Annotated in this window: 19 protein-coding genes; 9 read left to right on the forward strand and 10 right to left on the reverse strand. The window is 50.8% G+C overall.

Annotated elements, in window-relative coordinates:
• Positions 1–165: 165 nt before the first annotated feature.
• The 9 genes from DWY25_RS12950 to DWY25_RS12990 form a co-directional block, all read right to left on the reverse strand.
• Positions 166–1,008 (reverse strand): HAD-IIB family hydrolase, encoded by an 843-nt coding sequence (locus tag DWY25_RS12950; RefSeq protein WP_117895577.1) that lies wholly within the window; start codon positions 1,006–1,008, stop codon positions 166–168.
• A gap of 118 nt (positions 1,009–1,126) precedes the next feature.
• On the reverse strand, positions 1,127–1,537 hold the full coding sequence (locus tag DWY25_RS12955) for a PTS sugar transporter subunit IIA (RefSeq protein ID WP_117895578.1): 411 nt from the start codon (positions 1,535–1,537) through the stop codon (positions 1,127–1,129).
• Positions 1,538–1,660: 123 nt separating this feature from the next.
• The gene (locus tag DWY25_RS12960) at positions 1,661–3,685 is read right to left on the reverse strand and encodes a BglG family transcription antiterminator (RefSeq protein ID WP_117895579.1); all 2,025 of its coding nucleotides are present in this window, start codon (positions 3,683–3,685) and stop codon (positions 1,661–1,663) included.
• A 22-nt stretch (positions 3,686–3,707) separates the two neighbouring features.
• The gene (locus tag DWY25_RS12965; RefSeq protein ID WP_117895580.1) at positions 3,708–4,754 is read right to left on the reverse strand and encodes a hypothetical protein; all 1,047 of its coding nucleotides are present in this window, start codon (positions 4,752–4,754) and stop codon (positions 3,708–3,710) included.
• 69 nt (positions 4,755–4,823) lie between these two features.
• The gene (locus tag DWY25_RS12970) at positions 4,824–5,621 is read right to left on the reverse strand and encodes a PTS system mannose/fructose/sorbose family transporter subunit IID (protein ID WP_117895581.1); all 798 of its coding nucleotides are present in this window, start codon (positions 5,619–5,621) and stop codon (positions 4,824–4,826) included.
• Positions 5,614–6,390 (reverse strand): PTS mannose/fructose/sorbose/N-acetylgalactosamine transporter subunit IIC, encoded by a 777-nt coding sequence (locus DWY25_RS12975; RefSeq protein WP_181981819.1) that lies wholly within the window; start codon positions 6,388–6,390, stop codon positions 5,614–5,616. Before DWY25_RS12975 ends, DWY25_RS12970 begins: the two co-directional genes overlap by 8 nt.
• A 66-nt stretch (positions 6,391–6,456) precedes the next feature.
• Positions 6,457–6,960, reverse strand: coding sequence for a PTS sugar transporter subunit IIB (locus tag DWY25_RS12980; protein WP_117895583.1), 504 nt, complete (start codon positions 6,958–6,960; stop codon positions 6,457–6,459).
• Positions 6,961–7,487: 527 nt separating this feature from the next.
• Positions 7,488–8,714, reverse strand: a complete 1,227-nt coding sequence (locus DWY25_RS12985) for a hypothetical protein (protein ID WP_117895584.1) — start codon at positions 8,712–8,714, stop codon at positions 7,488–7,490.
• A 221-nt stretch (positions 8,715–8,935) separates the two neighbouring features.
• On the reverse strand, positions 8,936–10,177 hold the full coding sequence (locus tag DWY25_RS12990) for a neutral/alkaline non-lysosomal ceramidase N-terminal domain-containing protein (protein WP_117895585.1): 1,242 nt from the start codon (positions 10,175–10,177) through the stop codon (positions 8,936–8,938).
• Between the two features lie 373 nt (positions 10,178–10,550).
• Here DWY25_RS12990 and DWY25_RS12995 point away from each other — a divergent pair, with 373 nt between their 5' ends.
• Positions 10,551–11,933: an MATE family efflux transporter gene (locus DWY25_RS12995; protein WP_117895586.1), complete on the forward strand. Its 1,383-nt coding sequence runs from the start codon at positions 10,551–10,553 to the stop codon at positions 11,931–11,933.
• A 279-nt stretch (positions 11,934–12,212) separates the two neighbouring features.
• On the opposite strand, the gene DWY25_RS13000 is transcribed toward DWY25_RS12995, so the two are convergent.
• Positions 12,213–13,097 carry a LysR family transcriptional regulator gene (locus tag DWY25_RS13000; protein WP_117895587.1) on the reverse strand — a complete coding sequence of 295 codons (885 nt, stop codon included), beginning with the start codon at positions 13,095–13,097 and terminating at the stop codon, positions 12,213–12,215.
• 162 nt (positions 13,098–13,259) lie between these two features.
• On the opposite strand from DWY25_RS13000, the gene DWY25_RS13005 reads away from it, so the two are divergent.
• The 8 genes from DWY25_RS13005 to DWY25_RS13040 all read left to right on the forward strand — a co-directional run bounded on the left by DWY25_RS13005 (position 13,260) and on the right by DWY25_RS13040 (position 21,301).
• Positions 13,260–14,210 (forward strand): hypothetical protein, encoded by a 951-nt coding sequence (locus DWY25_RS13005; RefSeq protein ID WP_117895588.1) that lies wholly within the window; start codon positions 13,260–13,262, stop codon positions 14,208–14,210.
• A gap of 232 nt (positions 14,211–14,442) precedes the next feature.
• Positions 14,443–15,294 carry an AraC family ligand binding domain-containing protein gene (locus DWY25_RS13010; protein WP_117895589.1) on the forward strand — a complete coding sequence of 284 codons (852 nt, stop codon included), beginning with the start codon at positions 14,443–14,445 and terminating at the stop codon, positions 15,292–15,294.
• The gene (locus tag DWY25_RS13015; protein WP_117895590.1) at positions 15,287–16,201 is read left to right on the forward strand and encodes a DMT family transporter; all 915 of its coding nucleotides are present in this window, start codon (positions 15,287–15,289) and stop codon (positions 16,199–16,201) included. Before DWY25_RS13010 ends, DWY25_RS13015 begins: the two co-directional genes overlap by 8 nt.
• Entirely contained in the window at positions 16,185–16,607 is a 423-nt protein-coding gene (locus DWY25_RS13020) for a DUF2000 domain-containing protein (RefSeq protein ID WP_006057845.1), read from the forward strand. Before DWY25_RS13015 ends, DWY25_RS13020 begins: the two co-directional genes overlap by 17 nt.
• A gap of 37 nt (positions 16,608–16,644) precedes the next feature.
• The gene (locus DWY25_RS13025; protein ID WP_117895591.1) at positions 16,645–17,139 is read left to right on the forward strand and encodes a hypothetical protein; all 495 of its coding nucleotides are present in this window, start codon (positions 16,645–16,647) and stop codon (positions 17,137–17,139) included.
• Positions 17,140–17,280: 141 nt separating this feature from the next.
• The gene (gpmI, locus tag DWY25_RS13030; RefSeq protein ID WP_117895592.1) at positions 17,281–18,855 is read left to right on the forward strand and encodes a 2,3-bisphosphoglycerate-independent phosphoglycerate mutase; all 1,575 of its coding nucleotides are present in this window, start codon (positions 17,281–17,283) and stop codon (positions 18,853–18,855) included.
• Positions 18,856–19,115: 260 nt separating this feature from the next.
• Positions 19,116–21,068 (forward strand): aryl-sulfate sulfotransferase, encoded by a 1,953-nt coding sequence (locus DWY25_RS13035; RefSeq protein WP_117895593.1) that lies wholly within the window; start codon positions 19,116–19,118, stop codon positions 21,066–21,068.
• Between the two features lie 2 nt (positions 21,069–21,070).
• Entirely contained in the window at positions 21,071–21,301 is a 231-nt protein-coding gene (locus tag DWY25_RS13040; protein WP_117895594.1) for a hypothetical protein, read from the forward strand.
• Positions 21,302–21,349 lie beyond the last annotated feature (48 nt).

Genomic DNA, 21,349 nt, shown 5'->3' on the forward strand with positions numbered 1-21,349 from the left:
TTCCCGGATTCCTTGGGTGTTTCTTCTTTGTCTATTATAGAATCAGAAGCGGGAATCAACATTTCAAAATTTGGCTCATTGAAAATCAGTTTGCGAATGCTGGCCAGAATTGTCAAAGCACAAAAAAGCGCAGCCGCTTATGGACCTGCGCTTTATGGGACGGATTTAGACTTGACGAACGTTATAATCGAGACACCAGTTAATCGCATCCGCTGCGGATTCTACGATGTGTCCAGCTTTGCGCTGCAGCTCGGGACTGCCGCTTTGCATCGCGAAGGTATGATCCGCCCCGGCAAACATTTCCGCGTCGTTGAGCGAGTCGCCGATGACCGCGATCTCGTTTGCCCGCAGCGAATAGGTCTGTTTGAGGTAATCAATAAAAACTCCTTTATGTGCTGAACCGCTTCCGATCTCCAAAAGCCGTTCGCCGCTTTGCGCGATAAAACAGGAATGATCCAACTGTTCGCTCAGCTGCCGGCAAGCCGCAAGACAGGCTTTCTGAGAATCAAAGGTTAAGGAAAGCTTTCCAGCGAGAATACCCTGAGAATCATCGAGATATTGATCCAGCGTGAAATCCATAACCTGTCCAATTCCCAGCTTCGCACATTCTTTCCGAACATGCTCGGCGATGGGATCCTGGAGATTAGCTAAAATCCGCTCAGAATTCAGGCCTTGAACCTGAATCATAACACATTGCGGGAATGCTTTCCGGGTGATCTCGACAATCTGACGGATCTGACGGATTGCCAGCGCATGAGTAACGACGAACTGTCCCTGATCGTAACAGACAGCGCCGTTAAATCCTGCGGTACGGATCTGGGGGAAACCATATTTTTCTAACAGATGAATACCGTAGCCGATCATCCGTCCGCTGGCCGCGCTGAATTCGATTCCCGCATTCTGAACCGCTTGCAGCGCCGCTTCATTGGCCGGACTTAAATCAAAGACCGTTTCTCCATGGCCTTCAAATAATGTGCCGTCAAGATCGCTGACAATCCATTTAATCATAATCGCTCCTTCTCCCCCGGGTTCTTTCCCTTTTGCTTCTTATTTTACTCTGAAATCAGACCTGAACGGAAGTTGAGATTTCCGCTTATCCGCCGGCGTTTCCGCTTCAGTATGCGGCTTATTCATCTTCATCATCATACTGGGGGAACTCGTAATCATTCATGCAGACGACCGCTTCCCTGCCGACGTCGGCCAGCGCTTTGATCTCAGCCTCCGTTGCGTTTTCATCCAGGCAGGTCAGCTGCAGCAGCATCGGAAAATTCATTCCGGTAAACAGATAGGTGTTCGGCCGGGAAAGATAAGGCAGGGCCAGCTGATTGACACTGCCGCCCAGGATGTCGGTGCACAGGACGACCTGATCGTCATCGTTGACACTCGTCCAAAACCGCTCCAGCTCCGCTTTGGGATCGCAGTCGTCAACATAGGCGCTGATCGCTGTGATATGATCGATATTGGCTGTGAAAATACTTAAGGTGTTCAAGAGGCCTTTGGCCATCCCACCGTGACTTAAGAGTACAATTTTACGCATAATTCTCCTACTTTCTTTGCTTTCATTTAGATTTATGAGAACGGAAGTCTTAAATTGCCGCTGTCTTCCGGGGTTCCAATTCAACTCAGGAAAAATCTGAATCCAGGGTGGACGACAGGCAATTTACCGGAAACTGCTTCCCAGCGTCAGCACCGCGAAGTGGTATTCCAGAATCACATCCATCAAATGTTCGTAATCCGGATTCTTGACCAGCTCGTCGATGACCAGCCGGTCGTGGAATACGGTTTCCAACAGATGCGGGACATACTCGTTCTCAAACCGTTCCGCATCCTTCGCTACCTGGCCGCGGTCCCAATACACGATGATCTGCGCTTTAAGCAGACTGTGATTCCAGGGAATCGGCCGTTTCAGGACAAATACGCTGAGGGTGACATTCGCCGTGTGGGAGTGCAAACCACTGAGAATGACGACGTTATCCCGCGGCTGCGATGCCATGATTTCCTCGCAGGTCTGCAAATCCTCTTTCAATGCCTGCGGACTGTCCAGCAGTACAGATTCCAGCGATTCGCCGATCATTTCCAGACAGGCATCCTCGCTGCTGACATCCATTCCGGTAAAGATATGCTGCGGACGCAGATCACTGCGGATTTTAAAGTTGCTTTGATGATTGCCGTTGACGAATAAGGAGCGGATCTTGCGCTTGGTGCTTTCATCAAAGAACAGATCCAGCTGGAAAACGGTCAGCGACTTGGGAAGAAACGTTAATTCTTCAGGGTTGTACGAGGTAAACAACATTTCATACACGCTCAAGTCGGCGTCTTTTAACTCATACAATTCCAGAACGTCGATCTGTTCGATAAATCGCCCGAAATTGCGCATTAAGCGTTCGGCGAGTCCCCGGCCGACACTTTTGTCGATGTTGGACACGCAGCAGGCGCGGATCTTTTTAAACTTCCAGGGAAACCTGCCGAAGACCGGATGAATCACCAGCGCCAGACGCGTGATTTCCTCCGCGCTGATTTCGATTTCATATTTCTCATGCAGATATACCATTGCCTGCATCGCCATTTTCCGCGACATTAACGAGCTTTCCACCTGAACCTCGCTGGCAAACTGCGTTGTCCGCAGATGATAGCGGGAACGGGTAAACAGACCATCGAGGTGCAGCGCGATGTCGTCGACCAGCTTGATATCCTTGTTGATCGAGCTGAACTGGTTGGTCTGCGCCAGATGCTGGACGAGATCGAATGCGATATCCTTGCTTTCCAGAAATCCGTCGCGGAACATTTCATCCGGACTCAGCGCAATGCGAAAGCCAACGAAGCCGATGGCCAGTAAAATGATATCTTCGCGGATAAAGCTGCATTGAAGCAGTTCGGCGCATTGGTTGAGAACCAGCTTGGCGACGTAATACGAGTTCCGATTGGTAAACCGGATAATCGTAGATTCCGGATAGTCCAGCGGATGTCCATTTTGACTGCGGACGGCAGAAATCAGAATCAGCCGGCTTAAGGAAGCCAGGCTGGATACCGACAGGTTGTAGCTGATAAACATTTCCTGCAGCGACCGGATGATCAGCTCGATCCGCTGCTGAACCTGCGGATCAAACCGGTAAAGCCGGCCATATTCTTCAGGCTGGGCCAGCTTCAGCGAGGTTGTGGAATAATTGCCGTATTCATAATTCAGGCACAGCCGGATATCGTGTTCCCGGCCGCTGATTTTCATGCCGTGCCGGCTTTTGGAAACGATCTTTAAATCGAACAGCTTCAGGATTTCCCGAGCCCGATTCAGAATCTGTTTAACGCTGGTCAGGTTCATGAAAAGCAGATCTTCCAGCTCCTCAATGCGGGTGTAATCCTGCCGGCAGAGCAGCGTGCGGATAATGAAATGCGCCCGGTCAACCTGAATAGGATTGAGGATGTGCTGGGCAGGACGAGCGGACGCGTTCTGCATGAACTGTTCAAAGCGTTCCCGGTCTTCAACGATCAGCCAGTAGCCACTGCCCGTTTTGGAGGTGATCACCGCACCCTGATCGCTCAGCGCCAGATTCAGCTGGCTGAGGTTTTTACGGATCGTCTTGCTGGAAACTCCCAGACTGTTGGCAAGAAACTGCGAACTGATGGGTTCTTTAGTCCGGTTCAGCCGGTCAAGCAGCTGTATTTGAATCGGAAGCAGTTTTTCCTTCATCCGCTCACCTCCTGTTATTCAGTCAATTCAGCTCAAGTACTTCCAGCTGGGAAGTTCCCGCAGCCCAGGCCTTTACGGCATCCAGGGCAGCCGGGTCATAGACTAGAAAATCAACATAGCCGTGCGCGTTGCCCAGCGCGGCGTTGATCAACATCCCGCTTTGATCATCGCTTAAAATCCGGCTTACTTCCTTTTCCACAATTTCCCGCTGTGCAATCTTTTCCTTTTTCGGAAGCGTCGGCGCCACGTTGACGGCAACGCTGCAATAGCCGGCTTGACAAGCCCGGATCAGATGAGTTGAGATTTGTTTTTCAGCGGCTTCGCCTTCTTCGTTTAACAAAGGCAGGCAGAAGCTGATGCCTTCAACGATGTCCTGCCGCAGCTGAAGTTTTCTCGTCCTCCGGGTATAGTTTTCCGCGATGAAAACGATGTCTTGCGGATCAATCCAGCCGCGTTTTTCACATTCTTTGTGCAGCACATCTTCCAGTTCCAGCAGCGACACCCGTTTTTTTCCGTGCTGGGTGAGCCGGCCGACGCCATCGAGAAACTGAAGGGAGCCGAGGTAGGCGTCAACCGCAATTTCTCCTAAAGCGTCAGAAAGCATCATATATAATATCATGAAGCAGTCTTCTTCACGGAGGCCTTTAAATTTCGGATGTTTTTCGACTTTGAGGTTCAGCCGGTGACGCTTGTTGTCAAACATCGGAATGACCTGAATTTCTTCCGGTCTCCAAGTCCGGCCATTGTGGGTGAAGCTCCCTTTGAGCGCAGGATGGCTAGCATCGAAGCACCAGCGGGATTTCAGACTGTCAGGCAGGCGGGAACAGAAATAATAGGCTAAGATCCGCCGGGCCGGATCCAGTGTGGTCGTGAGTTCAAGGTGAATTTGCCGGCTGTTTTGCGGCCGGAATAACCGAAACGCAAAACCAGGCAGCGTTCTTTCCATCATTTCCAGCAGTTCCGGATTCACGTCTTCAAAGCGCCCCTGGTCGATCAGCTGCTCAAAACGTACATGCTTCCGGACGAATTCATCCATAAATTGTTCAACGTTTTCTTTTAATCGAATCATTGGGTTCTCCTTTATGAAAGGAAGCACGCAAGAGTCCTGCGTGCTTCCTGTACATCCTGATTTTGCGGCTTAGGCAAGAATCCCAATCGCCGAAAGAACGATGGCGGCGACCAGCACGATGACGATCATCTTGCCGGACGTCATGCTCTTACGGCCTAAACCCCAATAGATCAGGGCGACGGTGACAACGTTGCCGAAATGCGGAATGATCGAATCCAACAGATCGTTGACCGGCTGAACAACTTCGCCGTAGCTCATCGTAATGCCGAATTTGACGTTGACGGTCGAAGCGACCAGCGCGCCGACAACGGACAGACCGAGCACGGAAGCGGCTTCTGTGATGTGCTGCAGCTGCGCGCTGCGGGTGGTAACGAACGTAACGCCTTGGTCATAAGCGACGAAGAACAGCTTGTAGAAAGCAAACCAGATGATCAGCTGAATCACTTCAGCGATGACCCAGCCGACGATACTGCCTTCCAGCGCCATATAAGCGGCGATGGCGCCCAGGATCGTCATAAACATGATCCAGATAATCGCGTCGCCGATCCCGGCCAGCGGACCCATCAAGGCAGTCCGCATTTCAACAGCCTGTTTGGTTGCGTCCGGATCCTTTGTGGATTCGATCGCGATGCACGCGCCGAGGATGATGTTGCCCATCCACGGATGCGTATTATAAAATTTGAAATGATCCTTGTACTTTTCCGCTAACAGATCGGCGTCGCCGTCATAGATTTTTTCCATGGCCGGATGGATGGAGTAGACCCAGCCGCCTGACTGCATCGTTTCATAGTTGAACGGCGACTGACGTGTGAAGATATAGCGGTTTAAGCAGCGCCGGAGATCTTTTTTGGTTAATACGTTACTCATCGTAGTTTCCTCCGTTTCCGGCAGCCGCGGCGGTATTGCCTTTTTCTAAGCCTTTATACACCATATAGGCCGCGACGAACGCGAACATTGAAATCGCGACCATCGACAGTCCCAGATAGGAAGCGGCGGCGAAGCCGAAGATCATAAAGACGCCGTATTCGCGGATCGGCAGATATTTCATCAGGATCGCGAAGCCCACGGCCGGCAGCATTCCGGCGGCCGTATTCAAGCCCTTGGTCAGCCACAGCGGCATGTTCGCCAACAGGGTGGTAATAATACCGGAACCGACGGTCATAACCAACAGAATCGGCAGAGTATACAGAGTAGCGCGGAAGATATTCCAGCCGTGCGCCCAGATCCCCATTTTATCGAACTGGTGTTTTTCAACGCAGTCCATCTGTTTATGAATGAAGAAGGAACCGCACATTTTGGCGAGGATATCAAACTGCGTGCCTAAGGTCGCAACCGGAATCCCCGTGGCCAGACCCGCCTCGACTCCGCCGCCGGTCGCAATCGCGAAGACGGTGCCGACGACCGTGCCCATCGCGTAATCCGGGACGGAGGATCCGCCGTAACCGCCGACCCCCAGACCCATTAAGCATAACGTGCCGCCGACGGTCAGGCCGGTTGCGACATCACCCATGATCAAACCGGTAACGAAGCCATGCAGAACCGCTACGCCGTAGCTGAAAAGTTGAACACTCATTCCGATCACGGTGAATCCCCACATCCACGCGCAGACCAGAATGATTTGAATTGGAGTAAACATTTCTCTCATCCTTTCTTAATCAAGTTCATTGATTGAGTTGTAATAGAACTGAGTCACTTATGAAAATTAAGAATCCAGAACGTCCTTACAAACCTTCACCGGATCGTCGGTACGGAATTGACAGGTAATCTGAATTCCAGCGTCGCGCATTTCGCGGAGCATCGCTTGTTCCTCGGCGTTGACCCGCGCGGTCTTGTCAAGGATCAGGGTTTCCCCGGTGTTTTGCGTAACATTGCCGAGATTGACCCGGGCAAATTGGACGCCGGCCTTATACAAGGCGTAAACATCCTGAATTTCACGGCCGACAATAAAAACACGCTGATCGGCGTAATTTCCGTTTTTGATATTGCCCGCAGCTTTTTCCGGAGCTAAGACCGACAGACTGACGCCGGCCGGCACTGACATTTTTAACGTGCTGCGAATCACCTGGTTGTTGGAAGCATCTTCGTTGACAACCATGATCCGGGTGCAGTGATTCTCTGGAATCCACATGGTAGCAACGATACCGTGAACCATCCGGTCATCGACACGGACGTCTACGATGCCGCTGCTCTGCAGATATTCGTTCATAAATAATCTCCTTTCGTATCAATCAAATATGCATATTTATCTGATATATTCATTATAAACGCTTACATTTTCTAATTATAGGATATCAAGTTCCACTAGAATTTAGCCTTTTCCAAGCTTGTTTCCTGAAGTTTCATGCCAAATTCTGGGAATAGTCTCTTTTCGGTCAGGAAAGTTCCGCACCGTTGTTGTCTTTTAGTGAATACTCCTGGATTCTCTTGAAAAAGAGTTCGTTTCCGCAAGGAAGGAACGAATGGTTTTCCTTCCTTATATAATAGACTGCCGAAAAAGTCTGCGGACAGGCTGTCTGAGTTTCTAATTCGCAAAGGGATAATCAGTATCAAAGAGGAACAACCAGATTGAAAACGGAGTGTACGGGAAGACGCAGCGAGGTGGGAAAACCACGGAAAACAAAAGATCAGCGTCCAAGTTTTGAACGTAATAGCCGCAAGATCAAAAAAGTTCCGGAAGCCTCCCGGCGGACAGGCTTTCAGAACTTTCTTGGATATTCTATTGGAGAAGCGGTATCAGAACAGATTCTGAATCAGCTTGGCGACATATTCTTCGGCCTGTCCGCGCAGAAGCCGGGTGGAGATGCCATCGTGGCCGCCGTTGAACTCGCTCGCTTCAACGACATAGGTGCTGCATCCATTGGCATAACCCCAGACTAAGCAGAGCTTGGCATTGGAGCTGCGCTTGATCTGACGGCCGAAGGCGCTGGCCAGCTCGCAGGGAATGACGACCAGTTCCAGATCGCCTAACCGCAGAATTGTGCTGTTGAGGCAGACGTGGACATGATCCTGAGCCAGCTTGCGCTGATAACCGGAAATTTCCGAAAGCAGCCATTTGCGGGCATCGAATTCCGTGACAATGGAAAGCTGCTGCTCAAGCTTCGCCAAGGCTTCCGCCAAGGCGGTTTTATCGGTGTCATAATCCACTTCAAAACCAACTTCACGGCAGCGGACCGGCGTCAGGCAGAGGGCATTGCCGTCACGGAAGCCGGCGATCTGCGCCGCAATCCCGGAGGTTACGCGCTTTAGTTCGTTAAAATCATTGCCATGGCGGTACAGGCGGTTGGAAAGATCACCCGCATTGCCGTTGCTCATGAGCGGAACGACGCCCAGATATGGCGTTAATTCCCGCCGGACATTCCCCAGCATATCGGCGCTTAAGCGGGTTTCCAGTGGATTCATGATGGTGGAGTGGCAGGACATGTTGACGAAGGCCGCGACAGGCTTGCCGGTTTCATCCCGGAATTCCAGATTCGTGATCACTTCATCGCCCGGCTTGTCCAAGCTATTGCGGTTGCCATAGAATCCTTTCACTTCACCCTGACGCACAATGACGTCGGTAAAGGAAATCCATTGCTTTGTGGCATCCAGCACGGCTTCGATTGTTTTATCCAGCACTTCATCTTCATATTGAGATTCCGCTTCGGTTTTAACTCCCGTCATTGCGGAGAGTCCGAAATAAGGCCCGGTGTGCGTATGCGTGACGCTGAAAACGACCAAGGCCGGATCAATATCCAGTAATTCATGAACGGTTGTTTTTACCCGAAGGACAAAATCAAAGTCCGCGCCGATCACATCGGCGTTGATGAAGCAGCATTTTGTCCCCTCAAGATTAAGGAGAAGAACATGGACCTCTAATTCGTCGTGGACACCGGTTGAACTTTCTGTCCGCATTGCGTGACCGGCGATCGGAACGGAGCCGGAAGGGGTAATGACACGGGAACTTTTTGCGACTTCAAGCATATAATTTTATCCTCCTTGAAACAACGGTTTTACCGTTGCTTTTGCTTATTTAAAATCAGATGAAAGGGTGATTCTGCGCTAAAGGGGAGATTCTCGGAAGTTCGCCGCTTTTGAACAAACTTCCGGAATTCAGATGTTGTTGTTGGATTGAGCTTAGATATTATCCTTGATCTCCCGGATTGCGGTTGGTTTTGAAGAGCAAATGAATCGGAAAATCTTGATTAACGCAGAGCGCGGACAGCGTCAAGAATTTCAGCGACGATCTGTTCGGTCGTGCCTACCGGAATGGAGCCCGCGGCACTTTCAAACGACCGGCCGTATTCTTCCCGGTCGACCAGATAACCGACGGAATAGTTGGAATATCCCCAGATGATCGGACACACCGCGGACATCGCCTGCTTCATTTCCAAACCGAAGCGGGAAAACAGCTCGGCCGGGATCGTCAGGATAAACAAATCGTTCATTTTATATAATGTATATTCCAGATCGAAATCCGTTTCTTCTTCTTCCGACTGAAGGCGAAGCACCGCCAGACTGGAGGTGTAGACTTTCTTTTCATCGAAAGTCTTCGCTTCAGCAATTCTTTTTTCCACTTCCGCGAATAAAGCTTTCTGTTTCTGCGGATCTTTTCTGAACGTGCGTTGGAATCGTCCGGTTCGCATCGTTACCGGGGAGAGCGTCAGCGGTGTTCTTTCTTTCTGCGCATCCCATTGCGCCATGATCACGTCGTTAATCCGCTGCAATTCATGGAAATCGTTGCCCCGGCGGTATAACCGGTTGGACATATCACCGGCCGCGCCCTGCATGACTAAAGGATACACGCCCCACCGCTGCTGCAGGGAACGTGCCAGAGATCCGGCCAAGTCGCCGCTGACGAATAAATTCTGCGGTCCCAGCACTGTCGGATGGCAGGTGAAATGGAGGATTCCGCCGACAATCCGCTCGCCGGACCGGAATTCAATCGTCGTCAGGCTTTTATCCGCCGGTTTGTCCTTACCGTTGCGGTTGCCGTAACACCCTTCGATCTGGAGAGTGCACGCGTAAGCCTGAACTTCCTCAAACCCGTTTTCGAAGCATTTCTCGACAGCTTTCAGAATCTGGGCATGAACGAAATCCATATAACCGGGAACCGCGGCTTTTTCCGTTCCGAAAAACGGGGAGACCGAATCATATTCGGGTCCTGAATGGGTGTGGGTGAAGCTGATTGTGATAGCTTCCTTCGCAACGGAATACCGGTGGGCAAGCTCGCTGCGAAGACGGTCACTTTCCATCTTACTTAAGCCGGCCAGATCGACGGACACCCAGATCAAGGTTGTTTCTTCCACCTTCAAAACAAGCGCGCTGGCCCAGAGATCGTCCGCGACGCCGAGAGCTTTTTCGGTCCGAATCGCGTGGCCGAGAAGGTAACATGGGAAAAATGGACCTTCCGGCGTGATTCGAGTGCGGCTGCTGCTGATCTGCATTTCTTCTCCTCCTTCAATACAGGCGGAACTCCAGAGGTTCCGATTTATGCCTGTTTGTTATCCAAATTATAAGCATTTTAAAAATTGGATGAAATACACTTTACTTCCAGAAGCTTGCGGACCTCGAGTGATGATCTTGATCCGCCGTGAACGAACCGCAGCTGAAAAAGAACTGCCGGTAATTTGTTCCTCAGGTCATAAATTTAGATAAGAAAGAGGAGGAACAGGAACTTAAAGGACAGGATTGCTCCCGGCTCCGCTTTCGGGCGATGCTGAAAATTTCTAATTTCATGGTAATGATGGATTACTTATTGAAATTTTTACCAGGCAGATCCTTGTTAGAATAAGCCTGTTTATGGGAGGTGTTTCATTCGTGACACAAACGATAAAAAAAGGCAAAGTCGGAATGAATCTGACGGAAGGCTCCATTCTGCGCTGCCTGGTGATTTTTGCGATTCCCATTGTGCTGACCAATCTGGTTCAGCAATTATATTCGATGGTCGATCTGGCAGTGATCGGCCAGTATGTCGGCACGCTGGGAACGATCGGCGTCAATACCGGGGGCGAGATCGCTGACCTGGTCGCACCGATTGCGATGGGCTTCTCCACCGCGGGACAGATTTATATTTCCCAGCTGTACGGCGCCCGGGAAGAGGGGAAGATCAAGAAAACGGTCGGCACGTTGCTGAGCTTCATGATTCTCATTTCAATCGTGCTGGCGCTCGCGGCGATTTTCTTTCATACACCGATTCTGAATCTGATCAATTGTCCGAAAGAGGCGATGGATCAGGCGAGTGCCTACATGGTGATCACAGCGATCGGGTTTCCGTTTATCTTCGGTTATTACGCTGTCTGCGGAATCCTGCGGGGAATGGGCGAATCCAAGCGTCCGCTGATCTTTATTCTTGTGGCAGCGGTGATTAACGTCGTATTGGACCTGGTGCTCGTGGCTGGGTTTCACATGGAAGCGGCCGGGACGGCGATCGCCACGGTGCTGGCGCAGATCGGATCGTTCGGCGCGGCGTTTATTTTCATGCTCAGAAACCGTGAAAAGTTTGACTTCGAAGCCAGGCTGTCCTATTTTAAGCTGGACGGCGAAGTCATGAAAATTATTATTAAACTGGGCGTTCCGCAGGTAGTGCGCAGTCTGTTAGTCCGGTTCTCCATGTTGTGGGTCAATTCGACGGCTAATTCCTACGGCGTCATCGTTTCCAGCACCAACTCCATCGGCAACAAGCTGCAGAAGTTCCTGGAAGTCTTCGTTCAGGGCGTCGATACCGCATCCGCTTCCATGGTGGGACAGAATCTGGGGGCGCGGAAGATTGAACGGGCCGGCAAAACAACAATCTATACGCTGGGCTGCACGTTAGTCTGCGCGACGGTGACCAGTCTGTTATGCCTGTTCTGTCCAAAGGTGATCTTCGGTCTGTTTACTAAGGATCCGCTGGTTCTGGATCTCGGCGTTACCTTCTTACGCATCTTCATCCTGCATTTCTTCGTCTCCGCGGTGATCGGCGCTTTCCAGGCCATGGTTACCGGCTGCGGTTTCGTCGAGCTGGGATTTGCGATCGGTATCCTGGACGGCGTTGTCTGCAAGATCGGTCTCAGCCTGATCTTTGTCAATCTCTTCCAGATGGGCTATCAAGGCTTGTGGTGGGGCGTCGCCTGTTCGCGGATACTTCCATGTCTGATCTGTATCGGCTATTACTGCAGCGGGAAGTGGAAAACCCGGAAACTGCTGACATCCGGTTCCTGAAAGGAACGATCAAGCGGTCAACGCGGGATCGGCGAACGAACCTCCCTTTCTAAACCGATCCCGGTTCCGACTGACTTTGTCTGCGCGTCAACATCCAGACGCAAAGCTTTTGGGGAGCTTGCAGGATAGCGCCGTCAGGCATAATGCTTGTTCAAAGCGAAATTCAAAGAGAAAAGAAAAGGTGGAATCAATTACGATTTCACCTTTTTACAGAATTAATTAGTTTAAAATTATTTTATTCATGCCCTGAGAAAGGCATGAAATTTCGGTATGTCTGAATCAGAGCATTACGTTTTTCATTTTTCGCTGACAAAGCTGCATAAAAGTCTTTCCCGGTTCACTCAATTCCCCTTTCCGCCAGGCGAGAACCAATGTAATTTTCCGCTTGCGGTTAAATGGGATAAACAATACGTCATTCTTTTCTCCGGGAATGGTTTTGTAGGGAAAGATTGAAACTCCGACGTTGGCTTTCACAAAACTGATCGCGAAGTTACAGTATTCAATTTCCAGATATTGCACATTTTTAGCGGATTGATTGATTTCCTGAACGATATCCTGTATCCATTGATCATTATGCGTGGTGATGATGATCGTTTTGCCGTCCAGGTCCTCAGGTTCGATTTCATTTTTCTGAGCTAACGGGTCTTCATGATTGACGACGCAGTAAAACTGGGATTGTTTCAGTTCAATATACTCCAGCTCAGGATTGTTTTTAACCCAGCAATCATAAGTAAACATCATATCGACTGTCTTAAACCGCAGGGGATCGCAGCCGCTGCTGATATTGACCGGCACTGAGTCCAGTTGAATCTGTGGACAGCACTTTTGAAATTCCAATAATAAAACGGGATAACAGTTTAAAATCACTTCCGGCGTAAAGCCAACGGTCAGTGCCTGGCTTTCCCGATAGATTAGAGCAGCCCGTTCGATCGCTTCTTGATGCATGTCGTAGATCTTCCGCAGCTCATCAGCATAAGCCGCTCCGGCCGGCGTCAGCGTGACTGAATGTTGATCGCGGAAAAACAGTGGAAAACCGAGTTCTTCTTCAAAATGCCGAAGTTGATAAGAAACAGTGGAAACGGAAAGAAACATTTTTTCAGCAACAGCGGCGAAGCTCTTAGTTTCTGCCAGCTGTAAAAAACAAATGATCTGTCGTGTATTCATTGGCAACCTCCTGGGTTATGAAAGGATAGGATAACTCTCATTTTATCAATGAAATCACAAACCAGCAAGGGCGTTAGAATAATTAAAAAGCTAAATTAAATTTTAAAACACATAAATCAACAAGGTTGTGTATGATTGAACTAGAGAAATGAGGAAGAGAAAATGAAAAAACAGTATTCACGCAGAGAATTTCTGAAGGCTGGTTCCGCGGCAGCGTTGTCAACCGCTGTGCTGGGACTTCTGAGCGGCTGTTCATCGGATCCGCAGTCCGCACCGCAGAAAAGCGAAGGTTATGATCCGAAAGGGCTGATCCAGTATATGAAGGAGAATCCAGCCAGCTGGATGTCCGTGGATAATGGATACTGGTCGGAGAAACCGGAGGATAAACCGACCGTGGAGGAATTGACAAGGATGTGCGACGTCGCGATGATGGCGCAGCTGGCGGTTCAGTTTAGCGAGGTGTTCTGCGTCGTGCTGCAGGATGTTCAGGATCAGTTCGACGTTGTCGGCGACTATTGGGATACGTTGTTTAACGCGAAAGGGCGCAGCGTAACCGAAGGCACAGCGACAATTTTGTTCTATGCCGATAAAATTTTGCCGCAGGAGGAACATGCCACGCCGTATGGCAGTTATGTGGACAGCACAACCGGCAAGGAAAGCGAGGTCGGCAATTTCTACAGTCAGAGTGCGACGAACGCCTATCTGGATACCGGAATTGCGATGGGCTGGATGCAGTTCGCGGCCCATGCGCTGGGGTATAACACCCATATTTTCGGCGGTTTGTATGGGGAAGCAGCCAAGAATGATCCGACCCGGTATATTGACGGAAAAGGCTTAAAACGCGGCTGGGGCTTTGTGCATACCTTTGGCGAGGATATCAAAGATATTCCGGTTGACGGCAATATGAAGCTGGTCGGCGCAATGGTAATCGGCAAGGTTGCCGAAGGGGAAGATGCGATGACGGCGGCTTCCAAACATATGCGGCCGTCAAATTATTCCTTCTATGACGGTGTTCCGGGAGAAAAAACGACGATTCCATCCAGCTCGGATGCGACAACAGCGCCGACTGCCGATGCGACGACAGCGCCAACGTCTACGGGAACGCCAGAATAGAAACTAGAGATTAGATCAACGATAAGAAATTTGTAACGAAAAAGCATTTCAATTTCTAACAAAAACCATCCCTGTCAAGTGAGATGGTTTTTGTTTCTTTCGTTGAAGCAGAATCAAGCTTAACGCTGGAGGAAACTAAATCTAAAGTTTTCCTGTCGGGAGTGTCAGATCCTACAAGAAAATAGGAGGAAAACAGCGTACAATAAAACCAGAAGAAAAAGGGGGGGAGTCCATGCCATCGACACAGGAACAGCGGCATGTTTACTATGACCGCGATTTGGAAATTGAAGCGTACAATCTGGGTGGGATTGTTCAGAAGTTTCCAAACCATTTTCATGAATTTTATGTCCTGGGTTTTATCGAAGGGGGAAAACGGCATCTGTGGTGCCGGGGCGAGGAATATGACGTGAGCGCCGGGGATCTGATTTTATTCAATCCGCGGGATAATCACTATTGCGCGCCGATCAACGGTGAGATTCTGGATTACCGGGCGGTAAATATCAACCCGGATGTTATGCGCAAAGCCGTCAGGGAAATTACCGGGCGGGATCAGCTGCCGCGGTTTACGCAGAACGTCGTGCCGCAAAGCGAAATCGCATCCTTGATCGCAGATGTGTACGACGCGATCTTAAGCGGGGCGCCGAAGCTGAAAAAAGCCGAAGCTTTTTATTTTTTGATCGAACAGGTGCTCCAGGAATATGCGGTAGATTTTGATCAATGTCCCGCTCCGCAGCCCAACCCGCAGATTCAGGCGTTGTGTCAATATATTGAGGACCATTACGCGGAGAATATCACACTCGAAGAGTTGGCCGGGCGGGCCGGGTTTGGCAAGTCATATCTGCTGCGCTGTTTTACCCAGCAGATCGGCGTGTCGCCTTACCGCTATTTACAGACGATCCGGATCGATCGGGCCAAGAAGCTGCTGGAACAGGGAATGGCGCCGATTGAAGCGGCGGCCATGACCGGCTTCGCGGATCAGAGTCATTTCACCAATTACTTTAAAGACTTCATTGGTCTGACGCCGAAGCAGTACCAGCGGATTTTTACTAAGCCGCAGGAAAGCATGGATCCGGATCATGAATAACGACCGGCAGCGAATCGGCCAGGCCGCGGCGCTGGTCACGATTCTGATCTGGGGGACGACGTTCATTTCCACCAAGGTTCTGTTGGATACGCTGTCTCCGGTGGAAATTCTGTTTCTGCGGTTTAGCCTGGGCTATCTGGCTTTGTGGCTGACCGCTCCACGAAGGCTGCGGTTGACCGACCGGCGGCAGGAAGGCTTATTCGCATTGGCCGGACTGTGCGGCGTTACCTTATATTATGGATTTGAAAATTTGGCGCTGAGCGCAACCCGGGCGTCGAACGTCGGGGTAATCATCTCCATCGCCCCTTTCTTTACCGTCCTGTTCAGCGCGGTTTTCCTGAAAGAGAAACGGCCGGGTCTGCGCTTTTTCGCAGGGTTTCTGATCGCTATGGCAGGAATTATGCTGATCAGCTTCAATCAGGAAGCGGTTGAGATTCACCCCGCAGGCGACGGGTTGGCTGTGCTGGCCGCGATGATCTGGGCAGTCTATTGTCTGCTAAGCCGGCGGATTTCCGAGCTGGGCTATAACGTGCTCTTAGCGACGCGGAGAACCTTTTTTTATGGCTTACTCTTCATGCTTCCGCTGACGTTCACGCAATTCTCAGTTTCACTTCCGACGATCCTGCGGCCGGAAATCCTGTTCAATTTAGTCTTTTTAGGACTAGGGGCTTCCGCGCTGTGCTTTGTTACCTGGAATCTGGCTGTCGGGATTTTGGGCTCGGTGAAGACCAGCGTTACCATCTATATCGTCCCTGTGATTACCGCGGTCGCTTCCGCGCTGGTTCTCCATGAACCACTGACGCCGAAGGTGATTCTGGGGCTGGCTTTAACGTTAGGCGGCCTGGTGCTGTCGCAGAATATCAATCAAGAAAAGGAGCAGAAAGAACAATATGGAACACTCGAATGAAAAATGCGTCATGGTGATCAACGCCGAATTGCCCTTGGGCTTAATCGCAAACACCGCCGGAATTTTAGGCGTCACCTTAGGCAAGCTGGCGCCGCAGATCGTCGGCGAGGATGTTGTCGATCAAAGCGGAAATTCCCATCTGGGTGTCGTCGCGATCCCGGTTCCCATTCTCAGCGTATCCAAGGAGAAGCTGAAAACCATTCGGGAACAGTTGTATCAGCCGGAGTTCTCCGACCTGATCGTCGTTGATTTCTCCGACGTCGCGCAAAGCTGCAAGAACTATCCGGAATACATTGAAAAGGCCGCCGCGGTGACCGAAGAAGAAATCACGTACTTTGGCATCGGTATTTATGGGCCGAAGAAGCGGGTAAACAAGCTGACCGGCGATCTGCCGCTGCTGCGCTGATCCGCGCCTGTTACTCTATGATCTGGAAGGAAACCCAATGAAGGTGCTTGAGGGCGCTGTGAATTTTACCGTGGATTACGCCGGCGGAGAAGTGTTCTACCGTTACGTGATCAGAGAGGAAAATCATGCGTTTCAGCTTGAAGCCGATGAACAGGGCGGACTGGTGTTCATCGAGTGGGAAGAAAACGAACAGACCCATACGCTGTCAAGACCCGATGAAACGGAGCGAATTCTGCGGGAAAATCAGGATTCCAGTCTTCTGGGCATCAGCGATGGGGTGACGCCGGTGAAGCTGACGGTCGGCGGTCAGACGCTTGCGGAAGCGCCGGGCCTTTCCTTGATCGAGAAAAATGTGTTCAAGCAGGCGCAGGCTGTGGACAGGCAAAGACTGCAGGCAAAAGAAGTGACGCTGCGGACAAGCGACGGCCGCTGGGAATCGGAAGTCTGCGAAGCGATCGGCTTGTTAAGCGAGAACAAGCTCGCCTTTTGTCAGGATCAGAAATGGGGCTATTGGCAAGGCGCCGGGGAATAACCGGGTCTTACCTTTTTCCTGATCAATTTCTTTTCAGCTGTAACTCGGATCGTTGAAATAATCCAGAGAATCACAAGACATTTTAATGCTTTTAAGCCCGCTTCGTGGTATATTATTGATGTGAAAACAGGAGGATATATCATGAATAGAAAACCTTTAGTTCTTGTTGTCATGGACGGCGTCGGATTAACCGATAAGGACAACGGCAATGCGGTCAAGCATGCCTACACTCCGAATCTGGACGCGTTGATGGCAACCTGCCCAAATACGAAAATCAAAGCGCACGGAACCGCGGTCGGTCTGCCGAGCGACGCCGATATGGGAAACTCCGAAGTCGGTCATAATGCGTTAGGCTGCGGCCAGATTTACAGCCAGGGCGCAAAACTGGTCAACGAGTCGATTGAAACCGGCGCGATCTATACTTCGGATACCTGGAAGGAACTGATCGCCAACGCCAAGGGTCACACGTTGCATTTCTTAGGTCTGTTGTCGGACGGCAACGTGCATTCCCACATCAAGCACCTGGAAGCGATGATCCGCGAAGCGAAAAAGGAAGGCGTGGAACGGGTTCGTCTGCACGTCCTGCTGGACGGCCGCGATGTTCCGGAAACCTCAGCGCTGATCTATGTTGAAGAAATTGAAAATCTGTTGGCCGAGCTGAGCGACAGCACCTTTGATGCGAAGATCGCCAGCGGCGGCGGTCGGATGGTCATTACGATGGACCGTTACGAAGCCAACTGGAATATGGTGGAAAAGGGCTGGCATATCCATGTCCTGGGCGAAGGCCGTCAGTTTGCTTCCACGAAGGAAGCGATTGAAACCTATCGCAACGAGCTGCACTGCTCCGATCAGGATCTGCCGGGCTTTGTCATCGCTGAAAACGGACAGCCGCTGGGAACAATCGAAGACGGCGACAGCGTAATCCTGTTTAACTTCCGCGGCGACCGCGCGATCGAAATCTCCAAGGCGTTTGAAATGGCAAACTTCGACGCGTTTGACCGCGTCCGCTTCCCGAAGGTGGTTTACGCGGGTATGCTTCAGTATGACGGCGACCTGCACATCCCGGAAAAATTCCTGGTGACGCCGCCGCACATCACCAACACGTTATCCGAATATCTGGTGAAGAAGGGTATCCGTTCCTACGCGATCTCGGAAACGCAGAAATTCGGTCATGTCACTTATTTCTGGAACGGCAACCGTTCTGAGAAATTTGATGAAAAGCTGGAAACCTGGGTTGAAATTCCTTCCGACGTCGTTCCTTTCGAACAGCGGCCTTGGATGAAGGGCGCGGAAATCAGTGACGAACTGATCAAAGCGATTGAATCCGGAGACTATGACTTCTACCGCGTCAACTATCCGAATGGCGACATGGTTGGGCATACGGGCAACTATGAAGCGACGATCATCGGTATGGAAACCGTCGATCTGTGCCTGAAACGTCTGATGGATGCCTGCGATAAAGCGGGAGCGATCATGATCGTTACGGCCGACCATGGCAATGCCGACGAGATGGAAGAAAAGAAGAAGAATCCGGAAGACAAGGCGAAACCGAAAACTTCGCATACGCTCAATCCGGTTCCATTCATCATCCGCGGGGCGGACATTGAATTAAAAGACGGTGATTTCGGTTTAAGCAATGTCGCGGCGACTGCCGTCGAGCTGATGGGCCTGGAAGTTCCGGAAGGCTGGAACGAAAGCATGTTGGCAAAGAAGTAAAAAAGTATTCCGAAGAACAAACAATCCCTCTGAGTTGTGGTATCATAAACTCAGAGGTTTTCTTTACCCGCGGCGATGCCGGAAAGCGCGGTATCCTGCAATAAACTGAGTTTAAGAGTTTGCGCGTCGGCCGGAAAGTTTCAGCGCCGGTCCGTACCGTCCGGCAGACGGGAAGGCCGCGGATTCAATTTGAAACTTGATTCGGGTTAAGAAAATCAGATTCCCATTCCCTGAGACATTTATCAAAAAGGAGGAGAATTATGCGAAAAAGATTATTGATCATCCTGGCCTGCGGCCTGTTGGCGAGTGCCGGCTGCACATCCGCGGTTGAACAACGGACATTCAGCGAAGATGGAAAAACAGCCGTCGCTTATCAGGAAACGTTGTTGGAAACGCAGAACAAACAGACTGAACAGATCGCGGCCCAAGCAACGGGCGGAACGCTGGACAATCCCGTCGTGATTGTCAATCCGTATGGGTTAAGTCCGCTGAGCGCTTTGATTCAATTCGACACTGAAACCGCGGAACCGGTCACGGTCATTGTCAAAGGCAAACAGCCGCAGACGGACCTGACCTGGACTTATGAACCGTCAACCTCGCATTGCTTGCCGATCATCGGATTGTATCCGGAACAGAAAACCACGGTTCAGCTGATTGTCGATGATATGGTGAAAGAATTGGAGATTGAAGGTCAGGCTCTGCCGGAAAACGCGTTTATGGCCGAAGTTACAATCGAGCATCAGAATCCGCAGCCGAATCAGCTGATCTTCACAACACCGTCCAGTACCGGCTATGCCACGGGTTATGACAGTCAGGGCGAAATCCGCTGGATTTTGAATGTGATGATGTTATGGGATTTGAATTTGCTGGAAGACGGGCGGATCACGCTGAGTACGAACCGGCTGCTAGACAGTCCCTACTACACGACAGGATTTCTGACGATGGATTTACTGGGGCATATCAACGCGGAATACAGTGTGCCGGGCGGATATCATCACGATCTAGATCAGCTGCCTAACGGCAATTTCCTGATCGCCTCGGATGACTTCAGCGGATCGACCGTGGAGGATGTGATCGTGGAGGTGGACCGGCAAACGGGGGCTGTCGTGAAGTCCTTTGATCTGAAAACGATCCTGCCGCAGGATCAGGGAAAGAGCTTGAACTGGACGGCCAAGGATTGGTTCCACAACAACAGCGTCGATTATAATCCGGCGCAGAACACGCTGACGGTTTCCGGACGGCATCAGGACGCTGTGGCGGTGATCGACTACGATACACAGGAACTGATCGCCATCATTGGTTCGCCGGACGGCTGGCCGGAAGAAATGAAGAAATATTTCCTGACGCCGGAGGGTGAAAATTTCGAATGGCAGTGGGCTCAGCATGCCGCGACCTGGTTGGACGATCGGCATATCATGATGTTTGATAACGGGATGTACCGGTCGAAGACTGAAGAGAACGCCGTAGCGGCAGAAGATAATTATTCCCGCCTGGTTGTTTATGAAGTCGATTTAGAGGCCAGGACAATCCGGCAGGTCAAGGAATATGGCAAAGAACGGGGGTATACTTATTATTCTCCGTATATCAGCGACGTTGATTTCCTGGGAAATGACCAGTGGCTGGTGACTTCAGGAGGAATCTCCTGGCTGGACGGCAAGATTAACAACATGCCGGGATCACTGACGACTTATGATCGGATGGAAGCCTATGTGACCCTGATCGAAGGGAATCAGGAACAGTTTGAGATTAAAATCCCGGCGAATATTTACCGGGCTGAGATGATCGATGTTTCCAAGACGACGATGACACCGTTGGAATCCGGAAGGTTATTGGGGAGTCTGGGCGTTACGGCATATCAAACGGAAGACGATCTGGAGTCCAAACTGAAATTCAGTGAAGCTCAGCCGATCGAGGAGGAACTGGCTGCGAAACTGACGTTAACGCAGGAACAGGACCGCTTGATGGTCACGGCAACGTTAAACAAGCATGATAATCTCGACCTCATTCTGGCGAAGGAGGAGGAAGTGCGGATTTATCCGGTTCAGACGGATACGCAGCCGGGGATGTGCGTGGCGGTTTTTAACCAGCCGAAATCGCCGGACGTCGCAACGTTAATCCAGACGGTCAGCGCGGAAGGGCTGGACGGAACATGGCATGTGTACTACCAGTTCAATAAGCAGCTGATCGACGCGCGTCAGATTTATCGGAACTGACGATGGGACAGAAAGAAAAACAGAAACAGGCAGCCTGGACAGAAGCTAAACGCCGCTGCCGGTTAAGTGTAAAAGAGATTGAGATGGCTAAACAATTGGGGATGACGCCGAAAAGCTTAATCAAAAATATTCCTGCGCCGTCACAATCCTGGAAGCTTCCAGTGAAGGATTGGATCCGGTCGTTGTACTTTGAAAAATTCGGCGTGGATGAGGAAGATGGACTTCCTTTCTGAATTGCACGCTTTTCATTGATGGCATAAAAAATCGGGAATGAAGAAGTT

It is taken from the genome of Holdemania filiformis (assembly GCF_003459085.1).
GTDB classification, from domain to species: domain Bacteria; phylum Bacillota_I; class Bacilli_A; order Erysipelotrichales; family Erysipelotrichaceae; genus Holdemania; species Holdemania filiformis.

Bases quoted from the DNA above. Each gene is read 5' to 3' on its own strand.
- DWY25_RS12960 (WP_117895579.1), bottom strand. From the start codon at position 3,685: ATGAAGGAAAAACTGCTTCCGATTCAAATACAGCTGCTTGACCGGCTG.
- DWY25_RS13020 (WP_006057845.1), top strand. From the start codon at position 16,185: ATGGAACACTCGAATGAAAAATGCGTCATGGTGATCAACGCCGAATTG.
- DWY25_RS12980 (WP_117895583.1), bottom strand. From the start codon at position 6,960: ATGAACGAATATCTGCAGAGCAGCGGCATCGTAGACGTCCGTGTCGAT.
- DWY25_RS12965 (WP_117895580.1), bottom strand. From the start codon at position 4,754: ATGATTCGATTAAAAGAAAACGTTGAACAATTTATGGATGAATTCGTC.
- DWY25_RS13040 (WP_117895594.1), top strand. From the start codon at position 21,071: ATGGGACAGAAAGAAAAACAGAAACAGGCAGCCTGGACAGAAGCTAAA.
- DWY25_RS13035 (WP_117895593.1), top strand. From the start codon at position 19,116: ATGCGAAAAAGATTATTGATCATCCTGGCCTGCGGCCTGTTGGCGAGT.
- DWY25_RS13010 (WP_117895589.1), top strand. From the start codon at position 14,443: ATGCCATCGACACAGGAACAGCGGCATGTTTACTATGACCGCGATTTG.
- DWY25_RS12970 (WP_117895581.1), bottom strand. From the start codon at position 5,621: ATGAGTAACGTATTAACCAAAAAAGATCTCCGGCGCTGCTTAAACCGC.
- DWY25_RS12950 (WP_117895577.1), bottom strand. From the start codon at position 1,008: ATGATTAAATGGATTGTCAGCGATCTTGACGGCACATTATTTGAAGGC.
- DWY25_RS13000 (WP_117895587.1), bottom strand. From the start codon at position 13,097: ATGAATACACGACAGATCATTTGTTTTTTACAGCTGGCAGAAACTAAG.
- DWY25_RS13005 (WP_117895588.1), top strand. From the start codon at position 13,260: ATGAAAAAACAGTATTCACGCAGAGAATTTCTGAAGGCTGGTTCCGCG.
- DWY25_RS12955 (WP_117895578.1), bottom strand. From the start codon at position 1,537: ATGCGTAAAATTGTACTCTTAAGTCACGGTGGGATGGCCAAAGGCCTC.
- DWY25_RS12975 (WP_181981819.1), bottom strand. From the start codon at position 6,390: ATGTTTACTCCAATTCAAATCATTCTGGTCTGCGCGTGGATGTGGGGA.
- gpmI (WP_117895592.1), top strand. From the start codon at position 17,281: ATGAATAGAAAACCTTTAGTTCTTGTTGTCATGGACGGCGTCGGATTA.
- DWY25_RS12990 (WP_117895585.1), bottom strand. From the start codon at position 10,177: ATGCAGATCAGCAGCAGCCGCACTCGAATCACGCCGGAAGGTCCATTT.
- DWY25_RS13025 (WP_117895591.1), top strand. From the start codon at position 16,645: ATGAAGGTGCTTGAGGGCGCTGTGAATTTTACCGTGGATTACGCCGGC.
- DWY25_RS13015 (WP_117895590.1), top strand. From the start codon at position 15,287: ATGAATAACGACCGGCAGCGAATCGGCCAGGCCGCGGCGCTGGTCACG.
- DWY25_RS12985 (WP_117895584.1), bottom strand. From the start codon at position 8,714: ATGCTTGAAGTCGCAAAAAGTTCCCGTGTCATTACCCCTTCCGGCTCC.